This window comes from Bacillus sp. B1(2022) (assembly GCF_040259625.1).
In the GTDB taxonomy this organism is placed as follows: domain Bacteria; phylum Bacillota; class Bacilli; order Bacillales; family Bacillaceae; genus Bacillus; species Bacillus velezensis.
Window position 1 is genome coordinate 31,426 of sequence record NZ_JANIFO010000013.1, and the last position, 20,375, is coordinate 51,800.

At 47.7% G+C, this 20,375-nt stretch carries 19 protein-coding genes; 10 read left to right on the top strand and 9 right to left on the bottom strand.

What is annotated here, in order from left to right; all coding sequences use genetic code 11:
- The first annotated feature begins 42 nt into the window (after positions 1-42).
- The 3 genes from treC to NQS30_RS18615 all read left to right on the top strand — a co-directional run bounded on the left by treC (position 43) and on the right by NQS30_RS18615 (position 3,264).
- Positions 43-1,728: an alpha,alpha-phosphotrehalase gene (gene treC / locus NQS30_RS18605; protein WP_122503784.1), complete on the top strand. Its 1,686-nt coding sequence runs from the start codon at positions 43-45 to the stop codon at positions 1,726-1,728.
- Positions 1,729-1,749: 21 nt separating this feature from the next.
- Positions 1,750-2,466: a trehalose operon repressor gene (treR, locus tag NQS30_RS18610; RefSeq protein WP_012117069.1), complete on the top strand. Its 717-nt coding sequence runs from the start codon at positions 1,750-1,752 to the stop codon at positions 2,464-2,466.
- 132 nt (positions 2,467-2,598) lie between these two features.
- Positions 2,599-3,264 (top strand): NAD(P)H-dependent oxidoreductase, encoded by a 666-nt coding sequence (locus tag NQS30_RS18615; protein WP_003155588.1) that lies wholly within the window; start codon positions 2,599-2,601, stop codon positions 3,262-3,264.
- Positions 3,265-3,299: 35 nt separating this feature from the next.
- Here the strand turns inward: NQS30_RS18615 and NQS30_RS18620 are convergent, their stop codons facing one another.
- The 3 genes from NQS30_RS18620 to NQS30_RS18630 all read right to left on the bottom strand — a co-directional run bounded on the left by NQS30_RS18620 (position 3,300) and on the right by NQS30_RS18630 (position 9,699).
- The gene (locus tag NQS30_RS18620; protein WP_007408500.1) at positions 3,300-4,061 is read right to left on the bottom strand and encodes a YibE/F family protein; all 762 of its coding nucleotides are present in this window, start codon (positions 4,059-4,061) and stop codon (positions 3,300-3,302) included.
- Positions 4,058-5,197, bottom strand: coding sequence for a YibE/F family protein (locus NQS30_RS18625; protein WP_046702352.1), 1,140 nt, complete (start codon positions 5,195-5,197; stop codon positions 4,058-4,060). Before NQS30_RS18625 ends, NQS30_RS18620 begins: the two co-directional genes overlap by 4 nt.
- A gap of 209 nt (positions 5,198-5,406) precedes the next feature.
- Positions 5,407-9,699, bottom strand: coding sequence for a multifunctional 2',3'-cyclic-nucleotide 2'-phosphodiesterase/3'-nucleotidase/5'-nucleotidase (locus NQS30_RS18630; RefSeq protein WP_218791525.1), 4,293 nt, complete (start codon positions 9,697-9,699; stop codon positions 5,407-5,409).
- A 220-nt stretch (positions 9,700-9,919) separates the two neighbouring features.
- Here NQS30_RS18630 and NQS30_RS18635 point away from each other — a divergent pair, with 220 nt between their 5' ends.
- Complete coding sequence (locus NQS30_RS18635; protein WP_003155578.1) at positions 9,920-10,435, top strand: type 1 glutamine amidotransferase domain-containing protein; 516 nt, start codon at positions 9,920-9,922, stop codon at positions 10,433-10,435.
- A 20-nt stretch (positions 10,436-10,455) separates the two neighbouring features.
- Here the strand turns inward: NQS30_RS18635 and NQS30_RS18640 are convergent, their stop codons facing one another.
- The 5 genes from NQS30_RS18640 to NQS30_RS18660 all read right to left on the bottom strand — a co-directional run bounded on the left by NQS30_RS18640 (position 10,456) and on the right by NQS30_RS18660 (position 15,105).
- Positions 10,456-11,487 carry a LacI family DNA-binding transcriptional regulator gene (locus NQS30_RS18640; RefSeq protein WP_012117072.1) on the bottom strand — a complete coding sequence of 344 codons (1,032 nt, stop codon included), beginning with the start codon at positions 11,485-11,487 and terminating at the stop codon, positions 10,456-10,458.
- Positions 11,488-11,623: 136 nt separating this feature from the next.
- Positions 11,624-12,508 carry a shikimate dehydrogenase gene (locus NQS30_RS18645; protein WP_007408504.1) on the bottom strand — a complete coding sequence of 295 codons (885 nt, stop codon included), beginning with the start codon at positions 12,506-12,508 and terminating at the stop codon, positions 11,624-11,626.
- Between the two features lie 63 nt (positions 12,509-12,571).
- Complete coding sequence (aroD, locus tag NQS30_RS18650) at positions 12,572-13,333, bottom strand: type I 3-dehydroquinate dehydratase (protein WP_015239395.1); 762 nt, start codon at positions 13,331-13,333, stop codon at positions 12,572-12,574.
- A 26-nt stretch (positions 13,334-13,359) separates the two neighbouring features.
- Entirely contained in the window at positions 13,360-14,553 is a 1,194-nt protein-coding gene (locus NQS30_RS18655) for an MFS transporter (protein ID WP_218791526.1), read from the bottom strand.
- 336 nt (positions 14,554-14,889) lie between these two features.
- Entirely contained in the window at positions 14,890-15,105 is a 216-nt protein-coding gene (locus NQS30_RS18660; protein WP_003155571.1) for a DUF1128 domain-containing protein, read from the bottom strand.
- 155 nt (positions 15,106-15,260) lie between these two features.
- Here NQS30_RS18660 and NQS30_RS18665 point away from each other — a divergent pair, with 155 nt between their 5' ends.
- Genes NQS30_RS18665 through NQS30_RS18680 form a run of 4 tightly spaced genes read left to right on the top strand, consistent with a single transcriptional unit; the run spans position 15,261 to position 17,077 of the window.
- Positions 15,261-15,734: a low molecular weight protein-tyrosine-phosphatase gene (locus tag NQS30_RS18665; protein WP_012117078.1), complete on the top strand. Its 474-nt coding sequence runs from the start codon at positions 15,261-15,263 to the stop codon at positions 15,732-15,734.
- 13 nt (positions 15,735-15,747) lie between these two features.
- A complete protein-coding gene (locus tag NQS30_RS18670; RefSeq protein ID WP_015239397.1) occupies positions 15,748-16,074 on the top strand; it encodes a hypothetical protein in 327 nt (108 codons plus the stop codon).
- A gap of 11 nt (positions 16,075-16,085) precedes the next feature.
- Positions 16,086-16,925 carry a YihY family inner membrane protein gene (locus NQS30_RS18675; protein ID WP_007408509.1) on the top strand — a complete coding sequence of 280 codons (840 nt, stop codon included), beginning with the start codon at positions 16,086-16,088 and terminating at the stop codon, positions 16,923-16,925.
- An 8-nt stretch (positions 16,926-16,933) separates the two neighbouring features.
- A complete protein-coding gene (locus NQS30_RS18680) occupies positions 16,934-17,077 on the top strand; it encodes a hypothetical protein (protein WP_017419116.1) in 144 nt (47 codons plus the stop codon).
- A gap of 34 nt (positions 17,078-17,111) precedes the next feature.
- Here the strand turns inward: NQS30_RS18680 and NQS30_RS18685 are convergent, their stop codons facing one another.
- Entirely contained in the window at positions 17,112-18,290 is a 1,179-nt protein-coding gene (locus NQS30_RS18685; RefSeq protein ID WP_012117080.1) for an MFS transporter, read from the bottom strand.
- Positions 18,291-18,448: 158 nt separating this feature from the next.
- On the opposite strand from NQS30_RS18685, the gene cax reads away from it, so the two are divergent.
- Positions 18,449-19,504 (top strand): calcium/proton exchanger, encoded by a 1,056-nt coding sequence (gene cax, locus NQS30_RS18690; protein ID WP_007408511.1) that lies wholly within the window; start codon positions 18,449-18,451, stop codon positions 19,502-19,504.
- A 70-nt stretch (positions 19,505-19,574) separates the two neighbouring features.
- The gene (locus NQS30_RS18695) at positions 19,575-20,369 is read left to right on the top strand and encodes a YfkD famly protein (protein ID WP_094031586.1); all 795 of its coding nucleotides are present in this window, start codon (positions 19,575-19,577) and stop codon (positions 20,367-20,369) included.
- Positions 20,370-20,375: the final 6 nt, after the last annotated feature.

The window sequence follows — 20,375 nt, forward strand, 5'->3', positions numbered from 1 at the left end:
CTTTTCCCTTTCAATACAAAACATTACAGGCGGTGAAGAAAAATGAAAACAGACAGCACACCATGGTGGAAAAAGGCAGCGGTATATCAAATTTATCCGAAGAGCTTTAATGATACGACGGGAAACGGGATCGGTGATCTGAACGGTATTATCGAGAAGCTTGATTATTTGCAGAAGCTTTTGATTGATGTCATTTGGCTTACGCCGATTTACGATTCGCCGCAGAATGACAACGGTTATGACATTCGCGATTACTGCACCATTTATGAAGAATACGGAACGATGGAGGATTTTGAACGCCTCCTCGATGAAGCGCACAAAAGAGGAATCAAGGTCGTCATGGATCTTGTCGTAAACCATACATCAGTCGAGCATCAATGGTTCAAAAAAGCGGTCTCGTCACCCGACAGTCCGTATCGGGATTTTTACATTTGGAAAGACGGAAAGGAAGACGGCCGGGCGCCGAACAACTGGGATTCAAAATTCGGCGGTTCCGCTTGGGAGCTCGACCAGGCGTCAGGCCAGCACTATCTGCATTTATTTGATGTGTCGCAGGCCGATTTGAACTGGGAAAATGAAGAGATGAGAAAACAGGTTTACGACATGATGCATTTTTGGTTCCGGAAAGGGATCGACGGCTTCCGGCTGGATGTGATCAACCTCATTTCTAAAGACCAATCGTTTCCTGATGCCAAAGATGGGCGTGACGGGCGCCCTTATTATACGGACGGGCCGCGCGTGCACGAATTTCTCCATGAGATGAACAGGGAAGTGTTTTCGAAATATGACAGCATGACGGTCGGTGAAATGTCCTCGACAACGGCTGACCACTGCATCCGGTACACAAACCCTGAGAATAAAGAACTCGATATGACTTTTAACTTTCATCATTTAAAAGTGGATTATCCGAATGGTGAAAAATGGGCGCTCGCTCCGTTTGATTTTCTGAAGCTGAAACGGATTTTAGCGTTTTGGCAGACGGAGATGCAAAAAGGCGGAGGCTGGAACGCATTATTCTGGTGCAACCATGACCAGCCGCGGGCCGTATCCAGATACGGAGACGACGGCGTATACCGGACGAAATCAGCCAAAATGCTGGCGGCGGCCATTCATATGATGCAGGGCACGCCTTACATTTATCAAGGTGAAGAGATCGGCATGGGCAATCCGAAGTTAGATGACATCGGCTCATACCGCGATGTCGAATCATTGAACATTTACAAAAAGATGAAGGAAGAAGGCGTGCCCGAAAAAGACATTATCGCCATTTTAAAAGAGAAATCAAGAGACAATGCAAGAACCCCCATTCAGTGGAACAGCGGGCCGCACGGCGGTTTCACGACGGGAACGCCTTGGATTCCGGCGGCGGATGATTATCGGGACGTTAACGCGGAAGCGGCTTTGCGGGACCCGGATTCAATTTTCTATCATTATCAGAAGCTCATCAAGCTCAGAAAAGAATATGACATCGTGACGGAAGGAACGTTTGAGCTGCTTGCTGAAGACGATCCGGCGGTTCTGGCGTACGTCAGACACGGCAAGGATGAAAAACTGCTGTGCATCAACAACTTCTACGGGAAAGAAGCGGACTTTACGGTTCCGCTTAAAGACACGGACGGCTGGCGGTTTACGGTGCTGCTGACGAATGATGAACCGAGGGAAGGGCGGCCGGAACGATTGACGCTCCGTCCGTATGAATCGATCGTTTATCATCTGACAAAAGCGTGATACACTAATCTGGGTGGTCAAATGAAAGTGAATAAATACATCACAATCTATAAAGATATGGTGCGGCAGATCGAAAGCGGCCAGCGGAAGGCTGAAGACGTTCTTCCGTCTGAAAATGATTTGTGCGATCAATACGGCACATCACGAGAAACCGTCCGCAAAGCGCTCAATATGCTGGCGCAAAACGGCTACATCCAGAAAATCAAAGGCAAAGGCTCCGTCATATTAGACAGAGAAAAAATGCGTTTTCCCGTCTCAGGCCTGATCAGCTTCAAAGAGCTTTCGGAAACGCTCGGAAAAGAGACGAGAACGACGGTTCACCGTCTCGGGCTGATCCTGCCTCCTTCAGAAGCCGCAAAAGAGCTTGGTACAGAAGCGGATGAAAAGGTGTGGGAAGTCGTCAGATCAAGACGGATTGACGGAGAACATATTATTTTGGACAAGGATTACTTTGTGAAAAAACATGTGCCTCTATTGACGAAGGCGATTTGCGAAGATTCGATCTATGAGTATCTCGAAGGAGAGCTCGGCTTGTCCATCAGCTACGCGCAAAAGGAAATTGTCGTGGAGCCGGCGGGGGAAGAGGACCGGAAGTATTTGGATCTCGGCGGATTCAGCCATATGGCGGTCGTGAAAAACCGCGTCTTTTTGGAGGATACCAGCCTCTTTCAGTACACGGAAAGCCGGCACAGGCTCGATAAATTCCGTTTCGTCGACTTTGCGAGAAGAGAAAAATAAAAACGGACTGCCGCGGCAGGCCGTTTTCTTGTCAGTATCAAAATGAATACTATCCAACAAAAATGTGCGTACTGGTACTTTCAAAAATAATGGCTACAATAGTACATAACGATTGAAAAGGAGAGATCATGAATGTCAGATAAAAAACAGCAGATCATCGAAGCGTATCAATTCAGACACGCCACAAAGGAATTTGATCCTGAGAAAAAAATTTCAGAAAGCGATTTTGAATTCATTTTAGAAACGGGAAGATTATCCCCAAGCTCACTCGGTTTGGAGCCTTGGAAATTTGTCGTCGTTCAAAATCCGGAGCTTCGTGAAAAACTCCGCGAGTTCACCTGGGGCGCGCAAAAGCAGCTGCCGACCGCAAGCCATTTCGTACTTCTGCTTGCCCGGACGGCAAAGGATATCCGTTTTGACGCCGACTATGTCAAAAACCACTTGCGGGAAGTCAAAAAAATGCCGGAAGATATGTATGAAGGCTATATCAGCAAAACGGAAGACTTCCAGAAAAATGATTTCAATCTGCTAGAATCAGATCGCGCGCTGTTTGACTGGGCATCCAAACAGACTTACATCGCCCTCGGCAATATGATGACAGCCGCTGCGCAGATCGGAATCGACTCCTGCCCTGTAGAAGGCTTCAACTACAAAGAAATTCACCGGATTCTTGAAGAAGAAGGGCTTCTGGAAAACGGAAGTTTCGACATCTCTGTTATGGCCGCATTCGGCTACCGTGTCAGAGAACCGCGCCCGAAAACAAGATCTGCCTCAAAAGACGTTGTAAAGTGGGTATAAGATAAAAAAGGCTGCCGGGCGTGTCCCGGCAGCTTTTAACGTTTATTTGGTTTTGCTAAAAAACAGGCGGTGATCCAGGACGTAACGGGAATGATGATGCCGATCCCGATTCCGGCACAAAGAATGGTAACGGCTTCCGCACTGAATACTTTTGAGTTCACTATTTTTTCAGCTGAGTATGATAAGTCTTTAAACCAGATAATTAAAGCCAAATAGCTGCCGAAAAAAGCAAAGAATAACGTATTCGTATTCGTTCCTAAAATATCTCTCCCGATGCTTAATCCGAATGTGTACAGATCTTTTCTGCTCATGGACGGATTATGACTGTAAATTTCCCGCATGGGTGAAGTAATGGAAATCGCGACATCGGTAATCGCCCCTATCGTGCCCATGATGATCATGGCTGCGGTAACCTTCACAAAATCCACCCCGACAAACAGTGTGAATATGCCGATATCACCCAATTCTTCTTCACCGAATCCCTGAATCGAAGTATGTTTTGTTACAGACATAATAAAAAACAGCAGCAATACAATCGTCAGCATTGCAGAAATAAAGGCGGTTACGGTTTTGACGTTTCCTCCATTAATATAAAAAAGAGTAATGCTGCAAATCACGGCGGAAGAGAGCAATGTTAAAACAATCGGATTGATATGCGGGTCTGTCATGAAAATGATGGTGAGAAAGAGAACACCGAAATTTAAGAATAACGCAATAAAAGACCTCGCTCCTTTTTTTCCGCCGATGATGACCATCAATAGAAATAAAATCGCCGCGAGAATTACGATGACATTCATGAGCTTGCCTTCTTTCGTTTAATAAAAAAGATAGAAGCATACAGACTGGCGGGTATGGCTAATACGATTCCGATCCCTCCGGCCAATGCTCTGGCTATTTCCAAGGAAATGTTCATAGAAAGAGTGAATCCTATCGGGGAATCATTTTTCAAATACAAAAGCATCATCGGAATAGAGCCGCTTATATAAGCAAAAAACAGAATATTGGTCATCGCCCCCATGATGTCTTTTCCGATCTCCATCCCTGAACGTCTGAGAGCTTGTAATGAGATACCCTTGTTTTCTTCATATAATCCGAAGACAGATGATGTCATGGTAATGGCTACATCCATGACCGCTCCCAGTGATCCGATAAATACCCCGGCCATAAACACCGTGTGATAAGGGCGGGTTAAATACTGCATTTCCTCATATCTGAGACCTTTCTCTCCGGTTGCCAGCATCACCAGATACGTAATCAGCAGGGAAACGAAAGTGCCTGCGAGCGTCGCGGCAATGGCGGCGTATGTTTTCGCGTGAAAACCGCTGACAAGCAGCAATGAGATGACAGTAAAGATGAGAATACAGATACCGCAGATGAAAATTAACCCTATATTAGGATGCTTCCTGTACAAATCTAATGCAAACGACAGTAAAACGGCGTTAAACATCAGGCTGACGATCGAAAAGAAGCCTTGTTTTTTGCCGACGATAAGCAAGGTGAAAATGAAAACCCACGCGATCAGCAAAAGCTGTTTATCCCGTTTTTTATCTATAATGCTTCCCGATATATCCTTGTTTGATGGTTTCCCTTTATCAATAGAAACGAATACTTCATCGCCAATCGAATATTTCTGATCGTTCGCTCCGGATGATGAATACTGATTGGGCAAATGAATGAGCTGTCCTTTCTGACTGCCGTTTTCAAGTCTGGCAGTGATCGTCTGATTGAAAATCTTATCTTTGTTTTTATGCATGTCCTGTACGTCAGACTGATGTTCCAATGTTGTTTTCGTCACTTTGGCAATCGGCCGCTCATAAAAAGAAGCGTTGTGAGTGACGAAAATGAGCGAGCTGATAAAACAGAGCGCTGTTATCACGTAAAACAGCTTTTTCTTGTAAGACATGCGGTTTCGTTTGTGTCCTGTTATCTTCAAAAAAAGTCCTCCAAACAGGCGGCGCCGTATGAAAGAGAGGCCCTGCCGTGAAGTGTTAAACGATGCGGATGTATGTCTCTCGCGAATAACGTTCATATTTTATCACTCGGCCTTACGGCTGTCGACTAAGAGGGGGACCGAGAGAAAAAGCTCCCCTGAAATCAGATCAGGAGAGCTTTTGGATGAACCGCCCGATAAAAGCGGTCTTTTTATGCTTCGTTCACTTTTTTTGCTTTTCTTCTTTGATGCAGATACAGTGCCGTTCCGAGCGCGCTGATGAGTAACCCGGCAAGAAGGATGGAATACATCGTTGTGGCCGTATCAGGAAGCAGGCCGCCCGGCGATACTCCGTCCTGCGCAGGGCCGGATGACGGTTTTTGTCCGCTTGGCTGCTTTCCGGAGCCTTGGTCTCCGCTTGGCGGCGGCGCGCTCTTCGTGTTTGCGTTTAATATGGTGTATTCACTGAAATGATTTGTATAGCCCGTGACGAGATCGTGTGAAACCGAACCGTTGTCTGTTTTTGTATAGACGTTCTTTTTCCGGTCTACATGGTAAATGCCCGGCTGTTTCGCCTTTTTCGTATTCTCAATGCGCAGGGTGAGCTTTACCGGCGCTTTGAATGTTTTGATGTCTTTGTTTTTCTGCTTCATTGTAAAGTCGTATACATTTGAAAGCGCCCCGCTTACTTTTCCTTTCGGCGTCACGCCGAATTGTGTATCAGCTGAAGCAGCGTTTGCCATCGGCATTTTCATGCTGAACTTGTCATGCAGGATCGTAAGGGAAGAATCCGATGTTCTGTCCTTTAACAGGCCGATTTGTTTTTTGGTCACGCTGAGATCAATCGGCTTTTTGGCGCCGTCATTCTTATCGTAATACACGATCGGCGTGTTTGCGTTTTTGGCATAGGCGGCAAATGCGCTGTCACCTTCAAGCGTCCACGAACCGTTTTTTTGTTTCGTCGGCAGGTACACTTCCTGCGCGCGGCCGTCAACTTTCGGTTCCACCGCTTTTCCCGCTTTTTCAAGCTGCTCGGTGAAGACCTCATAGTCGACAAAGCCAAGGTCTTCTTTATGGGACGCTTCGTTAAAGACGGAATATCCGTCTCCGCCTTCACCGACAAAGTTACTGGTGGCGACTCTGTATGTCTTCTTATCAGAAATCGGCTTTACGCTGCCGTCATCCTGTACGGCCGCAGCTTGAAGAACGCGGTGTCCCGGCTTTTTATTCAGTGTAAACGTGTATGTTAAACCGGCAACTTGAGGGAAGGCGCCGCCTTGAGCCTCAATTCCGCTTAACCCTTGTTCCAAGGCTTGTTTGATCTGTTTTCCGGTTAAATCCGCGACGTAAAGCGTGTTGCCGAACGGCATCACATTCAGCACATCGCCGAGTGTGATGTCTCCTTTATCAATGCCCGCGCGGATGCCGCCCCCGTTTGTGATCGCGATTTGGGCGCCGGCCGCTTCCTTCGCTTTTTGCAGCATGCCGTCCGCGATGAAGTTTCCGAGATTGGTTTCTTTGGAGCGGACATGCTCGCGCTGGCCGTCAAGTGCGACCTTCGTTGAGCCGACTTTTTCATTTTTGACTGAGACGAGCTCTTTTTTAAACGGATCAAGCTCTTTTTTCAGATCCGGGTCTTCTTTCGTCTGCTCGTTCACTGGAATCGCCTGAAGAGAGGATTGTTCCGGCAGGACGATGCCGTTTTTGTCAAATGCGACATCTGCCCGGCCTAAATATTCGCCGTATTCTTTTGCTTGGGCGACGATGGTCGGCTCTTCGTTTTTGACAACTTCCATTTTATCTACAAGCGTATGCGTATGTCCGCCGACGATCAAGTCGATGCCTTTTACCTTTTTGGCAAGATCGAGATCACGCTGATGCCCGATATGTGTCAGGGCGATAATTTTATTGACATGTTCCTTATTCTGTATTTCTTTTACTGTATCTTGTGCGGATTGGAAGGCATCATGAAAGACAATGCTTTTTCCCGGGCTTGATGTGACGGACGTATCTTCTGTCGTTAAGCCGAATACGGCGACTTTTTCTCCGTTTACATCAAGCAGAATGTATGGATAGATGCCTGCTTTTTTCTTTTTCCCTGCCGTAAATGTGTCTGCTTTTTTCATGAATGGTCTGAGTTTTGACTCTTTGGACACATCGACATTTGAGCTGACGAGCGGAAAGTCAGGCGCTTGAAAATTGTATTTTCCGGACGGGTCAGCCGCGCTCCCGTTACCGCTCAGGAAGCTGGCGAGAGCACCCGGACCTTTATCAAACTCATGATTTCCGAAGGTCATTGCGTCGTAGCCCATGCGGTTCATCAATTTTAAATCAGCCAGCCCCTGCCACTTTGTGAAATAGAGATCGCCTGAGAAAACGTCTCCCGCATCCAGCAAAATGCTGCGGTCGGTTTCGCTTCTGATTTCTTTGATTTTCGTCATCCGCCTCGCCGCGTTATCAAGGTGGGCGTGCGTGTCGTTTGTATGCATAACGGTGAGTTTCCATGCATCATCTTTCGGCGGATCTGTGCCCGGTTCATCATCTTTGAATTGGAGCTTGTACTGTCCGTAGCCCGCGTTTTGTGATTCACCGATATAGGCGACGTCATCTGCGCGGTCGGCAAACGGCTTTGCGGCCAAGGAAGATTCAAATGTCAGGTTTGTCCCTTTGACCGGAAGGATGGACCAGTTATGATCAGCCTGCGGATTAATCGTTTTCTGCTGGATGATGTAATCCATTAAGACCTGCCTGTTCTCATCGGCAGAAGAGTATACGATTTTATCATTGCTTAAGTGAGGGAATCCTCCGCCGCCTGAAGCGCGGTAATTATTTGTGACGATCAGAAATTCCTGCTTGGCGCTGACGGGCTTTCCTTGATAAGAAAGGTTGACGATCCGGCTTGCATCGGGATGAATGACTGTTCCGTTTTCGTTGTATTTCGCCGGTTTTGTGACATCGACCTGATAGGTGACACCGTCAATGACATCAAAATTGTATGAGCGGTAGGCGTCATTTAAAAGCGCTTGGCTGCCGCCTTTTGCCTGATCGATCTGATTAAATTGCCCTGCGGACATTTCGAGCCAGTCCTTCACTTCGCTTCCGTTCAGCTTGACGATCTGAACCGTGTTGTCATACAGGTACAAATCGCCGATATTTTTGATGGCGAGGTCGCCAGCGGAAATGTTTGTATAGTAGTTTGAGCCGTTCCGCCCGCCGGCTTTAAACGGGGCGCCCGCCGAGAGGATAGGCAGATCTTTGTATTCCGTATCCTTCATCTTATTTTCGGCGTACCATCTTTGCGCATCCGTTACGATTTGAATGGACGGATCATCTTTGACTTGGGCGAAGAAACTGTTGATATCGGCTTTTGTCTGGCCGACGGGTTCTCTGATGTATTTCAAAGTGCCTTCGTGCGCTTTTTTGACGGTATTGACGACGGTTTCGTTTTCCGACGTCACATTGCCGGCAATCGGCTCGATGCTGCCTTTTGCATCTTCCACATGCCACGCGCTGTCTGTTTTTTCAAGCCGGAGGTCGATGACGCCCGCATATTTGCCCCAGCTGCTTGACATGACAACGGGGATGCCGTTAATCGTGCCTTTATCGATGTCAAATTGATCAGCGCCTTTGTATTCGGCATCAGGGAAAAGCCCGTGCTGATGGCCGGATACGATCGCATCAATTCCGCTGACTTTCGTTGCCAGGTCAAAAACGGCGTTTTCCGCTCCGGAAGACTGCGCTTTTTTTTCGATGCCGCTGTGGGCGAGGGCGATGACGATATCGGCTCCTTCAGCTTTCATTTTCGGAACGGTTTTCTTTGCGGATTCCACAATGTCTTCGACCTGAACGCGGCCTTCGAGATTTTTCTTATCCCACGTCATGATCTGGGGAGGAACAAAGCCGATGTAGCCGACTTTTATCTGATGCTTGCCGCCGTTTTCATCCGTGACGGTTTTGTCTTTTATGACATAAGGCGTATAACGGTTTTCGCCGCTTAATGTTTTCACATTGGCGTTAACGATCGGATAATCAGCGCCTTTGATTGTCCCGTCCAGAAATTCAAGCCCGTAATTAAATTCATGATTGCCGAGTGTTCCTGCGTCATAATGCAGACTGTTCATCACTTCAATGATCGGATGGGTCTTTGCGCCTGAAATAATATCATTTTTCTCATATTTTACGGCGTATTCTCCGAGGGGATTCCCCTGAATCAGGTCTCCGTTATCGACAAGCAGCGTATTCGGGTTTTCGCGCCTGTGCTTCTCAATAAGCTGAGCCGTTCGGGCCAGCCCGAATTCCGTTGTCGGTTTGTCGCTGTAGTAATCGTAGTCCATCATGTTAGCGTGAACGTCAGTTGTGGCTAAAATGCTGAGATTCACACTGGAGGATTTGTTTTCTTCTGCTTTAATGGGTGATGTTGGGAGGATTAGACTAAGTATCATAACTAGTGGCAGCAGAATACGGAGTGTCATATTGACGCTGCATCGTCTTTTCTGTATTCTCACCTGTTCTCCACCTTTCAACAAATTTTGTCATGCAGTACCATTGTAAGAATATTTTGTGAAAGTTCATATAGATTTCATGATGATTCTTGTAAAAAGATGAAAAATGAGGATAATGACCTATGTGAAACGGATGAGCGGCAAACGCGTTACCTATGTTTGATGTTAGTGTGGCTGGGGTACATGGATTTATGTAGACTTCATCAAGCAGGAGGTAGTAACTATGGGTAAAAAAATTGCAGTTGTATTAACCGATTATTTTGAGGATGTCGAGTATACTGAACCTGCGAAAGCTTTTAAAGATGCGGGTCATGAATTAACCGTAATTGAACAGGAAAAAGGAAAAACAGTCAAAGGCAAACAAGGGGAAGCGGAAGTGAAAGTGGATGCGTCCATCGATGATGTAAATCCGAAAGACTTTGACGCATTGCTGATCCCGGGCGGATTCTCTCCTGACATGCTGCGTGCGGATGACCGTTTCGTCCAATTTGCCAAAGCGTTTATGGATGATAAAAAACCGGTGTTCGCCATCTGTCACGGACCTCAGCTTCTCATCAACGCGAAAGCATTGGACGGGCGCAAAGCGACAGGGTTTACATCAATCCGAATCGACATGGAAAACGCGGGCGCGAATGTGGTGGATGAAGAAGTCGTCGTCTGCCAGAACCAGCTGGTCACAAGCCGCACACCGGATGACATACCGGCATTCAACCGCGAATCATTAAAACTGCTTGCGTAATATAAAAGCGGAGCGCCGTATCAGGCGTTCCGCTTTTTTTGTGAAGATTCCCGGATAACCAGCTCAGGCGCCAGAATAATGCGTTGTTTTTTGTGCTGGGAATTGGTGATTTTATGATGCAGCAATTGAGCCGCTTCTTTTCCCGACTGCCGCGGAAAGGAAGAAACGGTTGTAAGCGGGGGATAAGAAATTTCAGCTTCCGGCACGTTATCAAAGCCGACAATGTCAATATCTTCGCCCGGAATGAGCCCGGCTTTTCTGATCCCTTGCATGACGCCGAACGCGACCAAATCACTGAAGCAGAAAATCGCGGTCGGGCGCTCAGACCGGCGGAGGAGCTCCGTCACGGCTTCACAGCCTGCTTCGCGGGTCGGCGCGCTGTCAATGACATAGTCATTTTTTACTTCCAGATCCGCTTCACGGAGCGCTTTTTTAAACCCTTTCATGCGCTTCGTCCATGTTGACGAGTGCTTCACGCCGCCCAGAAACGCAATCTCCTGATGGCCTTTCTCAATGAAATGACGCACTGCCTTATAGGTGCCTTCCTCATAATCGGCTCCGACAAAATCACAGTCGGCATCGGCAATCTCCCTGACGGCGAGCACGACCGGAATGTCAAGCTGCTCAAGGCGGGAAAGGGTTTCCTCAGCCGTACCTGAAACCGGACACAAAATCAATCCGCCGACCCTGTGCTCCAGCATGGTCGAGATCAGCTGCTCCTGCTTGGCGACGGAATCAAATGTCGTGCCTAACAGCACCGTTAATCCGACTTCCTCAAGCGTATTCTGAACGCCGATCAGAAACTCTGAGAAAAACGTATTGGAAATGTCAGTAATAATCAATCCTACCGTTGTGGACGTCTGTGATCGTAAATTCGCGGCGACCCGATCATATACGTACCCCAGCTCCCGCATGGATTGCAGCACTTTCTCACGGGTCGCTTCGGAAATTCGCGGATTATTGCGGACGATTAATGAAGCGGTGGATGTTGAGACGCCGGCATGTTCAGCGACCTGCTGCAATGTCACCCGGCGTTTTTTTTGCTGTTTCATACGTCGCATTCCTCACTTGGTTTTTATTCGTTACATCCATTATAAGCGTTTTGGCGCATGAGAAGAAAGAGAGAGGGGGAGAAAATGATAAAGCGCCGGAAGACGGATTGTCCTTCGGCGCTTCTGTCACAATAGGTTATTCAAACATTTGCTCTTTAATATACTGAACCGGCATTTCACGGCCTGTCCAATATTCAAACGCCATGGCGCCCTGCCAAAGCATCATGCCGAGGCCGTTAATCGTGTTACAGCCGGCCGCTTGAGCTTGTTCAAGCAATTTCGACGTAACGGGGTTGTAAACGACGTCTGTCACAATCAAATCAGGACGGAGCATGGATGTATCTTCAATGACGCTCAAGCCTTCAAGCGGTTTCATGCCGACACCCGTTCCGTTTGTGAAAATATCGCTTGAAGCGATTTCAGCACGCAGCGCATCTTGATCTTCGAGCGGGAAGACTTTCGCTTTGCAAGAAGATCCCTTCATTTCTTCATTGATGATGCGGACGTTTTCTTCCGCTTTTTCGAAAAACGCGTCATTGCGGGCGAAAATAGAGATTTCTCCGAGGCCTTCCAATGCGGATTGAATCGCTATCGGAGTGGCGGCCCCGCCGGAACCGACCAGCGTCATTTTTTTGCCTGTGATATCGATGCCGTGTTCTTTTAAGTTGCGGACGTATCCCATACCGTCAGTGGAGTGTCCGATCAGTCTTCCGTTTTCATTAACGACTGTATTCACCGCGCCGGTGAATTTCGCTGAATCCGCGAGTTCATCGAGGTAAGGGAGAATGTTCATCTTGTTCGGCATCGAGACATTGAAGCCTCTGACGTTTAAGGCGCGCATTCCCGTTACCACATCTTCCAGCTGTTCATTGCCGACTTCAAACGCTAGGTAAGCGTAGTTCAATCCTAATTTTTTAAACGCCAGGTTGTGCATCGCCGGAGATAAAGAGTGTCCGATCGGTGTTGCGAATAATCCGATAAGCTGAGTTTTTCCGTTAATCCGTCCTAAATCTTTCTTCATGATGTATTCCTCCGTTAGTCCATTCATTTGTTTTTCACCCCGCTTGAGGGCAAAAAACGCTGATTACATATGTTTATTTAAAATGCTGAGGACGCTGCGCAATTCTTCAACGGGAATCTGTCCGGGCGCTGATGCTTCTTTGCCCGCTCCGAACGTGCACGCTGAGCCGAAGACTTCGCCGGCCAGGCGGCTGATCAGACCCGTGCCCGCCATTGACATCGTGATGATCGGCCGGTCTGCGTATTGTGTTTTCATCGTGTGAGTGGCATCCAATAAGACGAAAACATCTTCAGTGCTTTGCGGCATCACCGCGATTTTCGGAATGTGCGCGCCGTACGCCTGCATGTTCCGCAGCCGGGAAATGATTTCTTCTTTTTTCGGTGTCTGATGAAAATCATGATTGGACATGACGACATATACGCCGTTGTCTTCAGCAGTTTTCACAATTGATTTGACTTCCGCTTCTCCCGTAAACAACTCAACGTCTGCAAGGTCAATGTGTTTTGTTTCGATGGCGGTTTTAAGCAATTCAATGTAAAAGCGGTCATCAATAACTTTATTTCCGCCTTCTTTATGAGTTCTGAATGTGAAAAGCAGCGGTGTTGCGCCTGCGGCTTTCCGCAGCATTTCAAGCATGTCTTTTACGGCGTCCAGGCTGTCAACATGCTCGTACACATCCGCCCGCCACTCAATGATATCCGGGCGAAGCCTGTTGACGGCTTCAATTTCTTCGAGCAGTTCTTTCTCTCCGGCCGCCATCAGCGGCACAATGATCTTCGGAAGCCCTTCGCCGATGACCGTGTTTCTGATCGTGATAGATTGCATGATAAATCCTCTCCCTTAAAAAATAGTCAGGCTTTCATCACTTGCTTAAAGCGGATTCCGATAAACAATGCGAGAAGGGCGCTGACGGCCGCAATTCCGATATCAAGCAGAAAAACAGGCGTCAGGCCGGCCGCTTTGGATATCGCTCCCGTTACAAGCGGAATGACAATAAAAGATAAGCTTGATGCTATATTAACAAAAGATGTGATCGTACCTTTATTTTTAGGGAATAAAACAGCCATAACCGTCATCGCCAATTGCAGAATGCCCGCAGTTGAAAGTCCGATGACAAAGGAGCTGATGACTGATACGGCCGGCTGATGAATGAAAATCAGAGCAAGCAGCGCGATTGCCGCGATCACAGGGTACAGCACCATTACCGTAATCGGCTGAATCACTCTGTTTAACAGCACGGCCAGCAATAATACGGACACAAGCGCACCGATGCTGTAATAGCTCAGCAATTTGACAGCCTGCACCTCAGGCATGCCCAAAACGGATTGCCCGAACTTAGGAAGCCATACTTGAACGAGCATAAACAGCGCCGTAGATGAAAAGCCTAACAGAATGATCGCAAGGCCTTCACGCCATATCGACGGCTGTGATGTGAACGCGTCATCAGACGGAGAGGCTTCCGTCCGGCCGCCGTCTTCTTTTTGCTTATGATTCGGAAACGGAACTTTTAACAGGAAAAAGCCGTTCAGGAAGAAAATAATGCCCGGTACGATAAACGTCCAGCCGTAAAACAAATGCCTGTCCGCAATAAACGCGATGAAAAACGGAAGCACCGTCGCGCCGATGGATACAAACGCTTTGATTAACACGGTTGCAGAGCTTGCGTTTTTCGGAAATCCTTCAATAAGCGCCGGATATGTCCCGGAATCCAAAAAGGAATTGGCGATCCCGGCGAAAATGGCGAAGATAAACGCGGCCGTATAGTTTGTCGAAAGCGGAATTCCGATTAGGAAAATCAGATACAGAAAGGCGCCCGACACGATAAACGGCCGTCTCCCGAATGTATCCGAAAGCTTCCCGGCAAACAGAAGCGAAATCAGCTTCCCGATCCCGATGGCGGAGACCAAATAGCTGACCCCGGCTGCGGATGTATGAAGCTGTTTTGATAATGCCTCCATATTGGATGCGATAATAATATTGATCATGCCCAGCAGGAAATAATTAATATAAAGACCCGCTGCCATTTTGGTGTATATGTTTTTCATGATGACATCCCCTAATGCGGTTAATAAAGAATTAAATTAATTTTTAAATTAACAAAAGAACAGAACCATTCCCCTTTATTGAACCACTGCCTTTCTTTGAAAACTGGTTTGATAAAACGGTTGCAGATACAAACTTGAATAATGCTGATATCACAACGAGTATATCGTTCTACTAAATAAAAAAAGATAAGCGGCCCGCTCATTTAGTGTATCGTTCTACCAAGTTCACAGTTACTATACTCCTTCTTTTTATATGTGTCAAACCGATGAACTTTTATTTTTCACTTTTTTAAATCAAAAAAAGACCCGCCGTTTTTCGGCAGGTCTGACATGGGTTTATTTTCTGAGAGAGGCGAGCTCCTCGGCAATGGCCTGCATTTCACTCGGGCTGAATGATGCTTTTTTCATGACCATTTGATGAAGGTATGTAAGATCTTCTATTTTTTCATCACTGAAATCTTCCGCTCTGATGACGCCGACATTGAGCATGTTGAGCTTTTGCGAAATGTCTTCAATCATTTTGTTTAACGTTTCTGTTTGTTGGCTCGGCAAATTCATGCATCCTTTCATGACCGTTTTCGTACCCTTTATTCTAACAGAATTCATTTAGAATAAAAGCTTATTTCCACAGCCGCAGAAAAGTTGCTAAGATGATGATAAGGTTTTTGATCCTCAAAATGCGGGGAAAGAATAGGGAGGTTATCGATATGATACATGTGCTGTTTGTCTGTCTGGGAAATATTTGCCGGTCGCCTATGGCAGAGGCGGTATTTTCTGATATGGTGAAGAAAAACGGGCTGAACGGGCAGATTAACATTGATTCAGCGGGAATCGGCGCCTGGCATGCGGGAAATCCGCCGCATGAAGGGACAAAGGAGATCCTAAAGAAGAAAGGGATCAGCGCAAGCGGCATCACGGCGAGGCAGGTGCGTGAGTCTGATCTGACCGATTTTGATTACGTCATTGCGATGGATGCAGAAAATATCGGACATCTGCGCAGCATGGCCGGTTATAAAAAAGCGGCGCCGCGTATTGCAAGGCTGCTTGATTATGTACCGGAGTCGGACCTTGCGGACGTGCCCGATCCGTATTATACCGGGAATTTCAGCGAGGTGTACGCTTTGGTCGAGTCCGGGTGCCGTCATTTGCTGGAGACAATAAAGAAAGATCATCATTTATAAGGGGGATTGACCGATGAAGCAGACACGCATCATGGCAAAAGCGATTCTGATCGGCGCTGCCGCCGGCGGAGCACTGTCCTTATTACATAAGCCGACAAGAGAGGCATGTTTCCGGAACATGGACGCGTGCAGGCAGCGTGCGGCATTTTACCGAAAACATCCTGAAGTGCTGAAACAGCAGGCATCTGCAAAACTTGATCAAGTGAAGACCATCGCCAATACCGTATCGGATGATCTGAGTTTTTTAAACGGCCAGATCACTAAGCTGAAGCAGACGACACCGCAGGTCATTGACCTGTTAAAAGAAACGAAGGAGCATTTTTCGAAAAACGATCATTGAGGTGGGATGTCATGAGTTTTATAAAGGAGCTGTTTGCAAGGTTTTCTCTCCATGAAGGACAAAGTAAATCGGCGGAGCTGGCGTATTTTTTCCTGCTGTCATTGTTTCCGTTGATGATTTTCATGCTGACGCTCACCGCCTATCTTCCCATATCGGCAGAAGACGTGCTCGGGGCGGTCGATCAATACGCGCCCGACAGCGCCATGTCCATGGTGAAATCCATAACGGAGCAAACGCTGAACAAGCGCAGCGGCGGACTTTTGTCATTCGGGATTATCGCCGTCATCTGGTCGGCTTCGAATGGTATGAACGCGATTGTCAGAGCATTTAACCATGCCTACGAAGTCGAGGAAAACCGCTCATTTATCATCATTCGCCTGACCTCAATTTTTTTAACCATCGCGATGGTGGTTACGATTTTAATCGCACTGCTTCTGCCGGTGTTCGGCAGAGAAATCGGAATGCTTGCCGCAGATTTCATCGGCGCCTCCGGCCTGTTTTTGCAGGTGTGGTCGGTTGTCCGCTGGGGTATCAGTCCGCTTATCCTTTTAATCGTGTTTACCGCGCTTTACATTTTCGCGCCGAATAAAAGGCTTTCCCTCCGTTTTGTGCTGCCGGGAGCCGTATTTGCGGCAGCCGGCTGGATTATCGTCAGTATGCTGTTCTCATTTTACGTCGGCACCTTTGCCAACTACAGCGCCACATACGGGAGCATCGGGGGAATTATCGTCCTTATGATCTGGTTTTACCTTACGGGAACACTGCTGATTTTAGGAGGAGAAATCAACGCGCTTTTACATAAACGTAAAAAGCTTCCTGATGAAAATCCGTACCGCGGGAGCAAGCTATAGAGGAACGGATGACGTTCAAGCTGAAAAACGGAGGGGAATCGATTATGACCAAGCATACGAAAAAAGGCGGAAGCCATAATAAACAAAACTCCAAAAACGGCCCGAAGAATAAAACAAGCGGAAGCGCTAACGGGCAGAACGGATACCACTAGAAAGAAGCCGCCTGACTTAGATCAGGCGGCTTTTTTATGAGGCCGGAAAAGAATGGGATTCGGATGCGGGACTGTGCTTTGTTTTCCCGAAGACGAGCGCAAGCCAAATACAGACCAGAATCACCGTAATAAAGTAAAACAAATTGGCGCTTTCAAACCGTTGCATATACCAGCCGCCCGCCACCGGGCCGATCATGCTGCCGAGGCTGAAGGAAATGCCGCAGAGCAGATTGCCCGCCGGCAGCAGATGGGACGGCAGCAGGTCGCTCATATAGCTGATGCCGAGGGAAAACATACTGCCGACCGCCATTCCCGCCGTGAAAAAGCAGCCGCCGATGACAGAAGGCGACGGAAACAGTCCGGCCGTCAAAAAGCAAAGGGCACCCGTTAATAAGATGACGAGCAGGACACGTTTTCTCCCGAATCGATCGCTTAATAAACCGAGAGGGAACTGGAATACAATACTTCCGATGGCAAAAGCGGGCAATATCAGCGCGACGGCATCGACGGATATGCCTAAGCGCAGGGCGTACACGGGAAAGCTTCCGTTCAGCGCCGTTTCTAAAAAACCGTACCCGAAAGCCGGGAGAAAAGCGACCCAGCCGAAAAGAAGGGCGCGGTAAAAACGTTTTGCGCTGTTGTCCCCGGATGTTTCATCCGGACCTTGCGCCGGGTACTCGTTACGTAAGACAAATACAAACAGCCAGGCGGCAAGACTGATACAGCCGGATACGATAAACGGAAGGGACGGACTTGTTTTCACAAGAGGGACCATGAACGGGCCGACAGCGAATCCGAGCCCGAAGGACAGTCCGTACAGCGAAATGTTTCTTCCTCTGTTTCGGGGCGTTGACTTTGACGTCACCCACGTTTGGGTTGAAAAATGCAGCATATGATCCCCGATTCCGATAAGCAGCCGAAGAAAAAACCATAACCATATGGATTGAAGCCAAATAAAACTGAATAAGCTGATGATAACAAGAAATCCGCCCATGACCATCAGAGGTTTGAATCCGAGCTTGCGCAGCGGGGCCTCCATAAACGGCGACGCCAGAAGCACGCCGATATAAAGGCCGGTTGCGTGAAGTCCGTTTATAGCGGCTGATTCCCCGTTCGTTTCAAAAATGACGGAGATCACCGGCAGAAGCATGCCTTGGGAAAATCCGGAGATGGAAACAAGCAGAACCAAAATAAAGAAGTACAGTCGTGACATCGCGTATTTCTCCTTCTTCAGTATCTTTCTTGATCGTACACGGATTTGCTGCGTCCGGCAACCTGAAAATGCCAATTCGGGCTGCCGCGGAAGTGTAATTGAGGGAGTTTTTGAGAAGGATATAAGAAGACTCATTCGAAAAAAGGAGCCAGGCAGATATGAATCGGATTTTTTTCTTTACGGCTGCGGCGGGAGTGCCGCTTTCAGTCATCGGCGGCCTGATGCACTGGCCGTCAGCGGTTTTGTTTATTATTTATTGCTTGACGATTATTGCGCTTGCAAGTTATATGGGGAGAGCGACTGAATCTCTTGCCATTATCGCGGGACCGCGGATCGGCGGTCTGCTGAATGCCACGTTCGGCAATGCGGTAGAGCTGATTATATCGCTTTTCGCCTTAAAAGAAGGGCTGACGGGCATCGTGCTTGCTTCACTGACCGGTTCGGTGCTCGGCAATCTTCTGCTCGTCGCGGGACTGTCGTTTTTTATCGGCGGTTTGAAATACAAGCGGCAGGAATTCAATATTCATGATGCACGGCATAATTCTGGCCTGCTGATTTTTGCCATTATCGTTGCTTTTGTCATTCCCGAAGTGTTTTCCATGGATATGGGGGAAAAAAACAAGCTTGATTTGAGTGTCGGCATCAGCATCATCATGATCCTTTTGTACGTGGCAGCTCTTTATTTCAAGCTCGTCACCCACCGCGGTGTTTATCAGCCGAATCAGCCGGAGGCAAAGGAAGAAGAGGAGCAGCCTGAGTGGTCGGGGAAAAGAGCGACAGCCGTCTTATTTATTTCAACCATTATCGTCGCCTACATATCTGAAAACCTTGTCCATACGTTTCATGCGGTGGCTGAACAGTTCGGCTGGAGCGAGCTGTTTATCGGAGTGATTATCGTCGCAATCGTCGGAAATGCCGCAGAGCATGCGTCGGCGATTATTATGGCGTACAAAGACAAGATGGATGTCGCCGTTGAAATCGCGGTAGGCTCGACTTTGCAGATCGCCATGTTTGTGGCTCCGGTTCTTGTGATCTGTTCCATCTTTTTTCCGGTCAATATGCCGCTTGTATTCACATTGCCCGAGCTTGTCGCGATGATCTCATCCGTCCTTTTGATGACGATGATTTCAAATGACGGTGATTCGAACTGGTTTGAAGGGGCTACGCTCCTTGCCGCTTATGTCATTATGGCGATCGGTTTTTTCCTGCTTTAACCTGTAAAAAATGCGGATAACAACGATTGCGGAGGAAAAGACTAAAGGAAAATGCTATAGAAAGAGTGATATGATGAGAAAGCTGTTTCATGCCACACTGATTCTGCTGTTATCCTTTAGTTTTTTCGCAACGCCGTCTGCCGGTGCAAAAAAACCGTTTAAAGTTCCCAACTCTGTCGTAAGCATTTCAAAGGAAAATACGTATCCGAATGCTTCACAGGACCAGCCGATGCTTCAGCCGAGCAAACTGGCGAAGGAATTGTTAGATACATCAGAGATCAACATCGAAAATCCGCATCTGATAAAGATGCTGAATGAATCCTCGGTTTCCGGTTCCCCGCTTGCCATCGGATACCGGGCGACAATATTTCTCGGGAAATGGGCGCTTGGCTATCAATCGAACGAAACGGTCGCCAACTGGGAATATAAAAAAATCAACACAAACAGAGCGGATAACCGGGGCGGACAGCAAACCGCGGTTATCTCATACGCCCAAGAACAGCAATACAAAATCAAAGGCGGGCTCACAGCGAAGGTACCGAACGCAGAAGACGTAAAAAGCATGATGATGCAAAAAGCGATGAAGAAAACAAAACTGCCGCTCGCGTTTGAAACGGTTATCGGCGCAGGCACAAAACGCGATCAAACCTACAAAATTTCTCCGCAGCGGCTCGGCTACCTGCATGCCTACGCTCCGGCCGTTAATGAAAAAGGAAAAGTAACATACGGTGAAGTGTATTTGGTGCTGAAAGGCAGCAAGCGGAAACTTGTCGTCAAAAATGTGACTTCGCAAGGAATCGGAGCTTGGATTCCGGTGCAGGATCACGTCACATTCGGTTTTCAAATGACAGCGCAGCCGAGATAAATAAAA

Coding starts and splice junctions, on each gene's coding strand:
- aroD (WP_015239395.1), bottom strand. CDS start 13,333: ATGCAATCTATCACGATCAGAAACACGGTCATCGGCGAAGGGCTTCCG.
- NQS30_RS18635 (WP_003155578.1), top strand. CDS start 9,920: ATGGGTAAAAAAATTGCAGTTGTATTAACCGATTATTTTGAGGATGTC.
- NQS30_RS18620 (WP_007408500.1), bottom strand. CDS start 4,061: ATGAATGTCATCGTAATTCTCGCGGCGATTTTATTTCTATTGATGGTC.
- treC (WP_122503784.1), top strand. CDS start 43: ATGAAAACAGACAGCACACCATGGTGGAAAAAGGCAGCGGTATATCAA.
- cax (WP_007408511.1), top strand. CDS start 18,449: ATGAATCGGATTTTTTTCTTTACGGCTGCGGCGGGAGTGCCGCTTTCA.
- NQS30_RS18675 (WP_007408509.1), top strand. CDS start 16,086: ATGAGTTTTATAAAGGAGCTGTTTGCAAGGTTTTCTCTCCATGAAGGA.
- NQS30_RS18670 (WP_015239397.1), top strand. CDS start 15,748: ATGAAGCAGACACGCATCATGGCAAAAGCGATTCTGATCGGCGCTGCC.
- treR (WP_012117069.1), top strand. CDS start 1,750: ATGAAAGTGAATAAATACATCACAATCTATAAAGATATGGTGCGGCAG.
- NQS30_RS18685 (WP_012117080.1), bottom strand. CDS start 18,290: ATGTCACGACTGTACTTCTTTATTTTGGTTCTGCTTGTTTCCATCTCC.
- NQS30_RS18615 (WP_003155588.1), top strand. CDS start 2,599: ATGTCAGATAAAAAACAGCAGATCATCGAAGCGTATCAATTCAGACAC.
- NQS30_RS18645 (WP_007408504.1), bottom strand. CDS start 12,508: ATGAAGAAAGATTTAGGACGGATTAACGGAAAAACTCAGCTTATCGGA.
- NQS30_RS18640 (WP_012117072.1), bottom strand. CDS start 11,487: ATGAAACAGCAAAAAAAACGCCGGGTGACATTGCAGCAGGTCGCTGAA.
- NQS30_RS18680 (WP_017419116.1), top strand. CDS start 16,934: ATGACGTTCAAGCTGAAAAACGGAGGGGAATCGATTATGACCAAGCAT.
- NQS30_RS18695 (WP_094031586.1), top strand. CDS start 19,575: ATGATGAGAAAGCTGTTTCATGCCACACTGATTCTGCTGTTATCCTTT.
- NQS30_RS18655 (WP_218791526.1), bottom strand. CDS start 14,553: ATGAAAAACATATACACCAAAATGGCAGCGGGTCTTTATATTAATTAT.
- NQS30_RS18665 (WP_012117078.1), top strand. CDS start 15,261: ATGATACATGTGCTGTTTGTCTGTCTGGGAAATATTTGCCGGTCGCCT.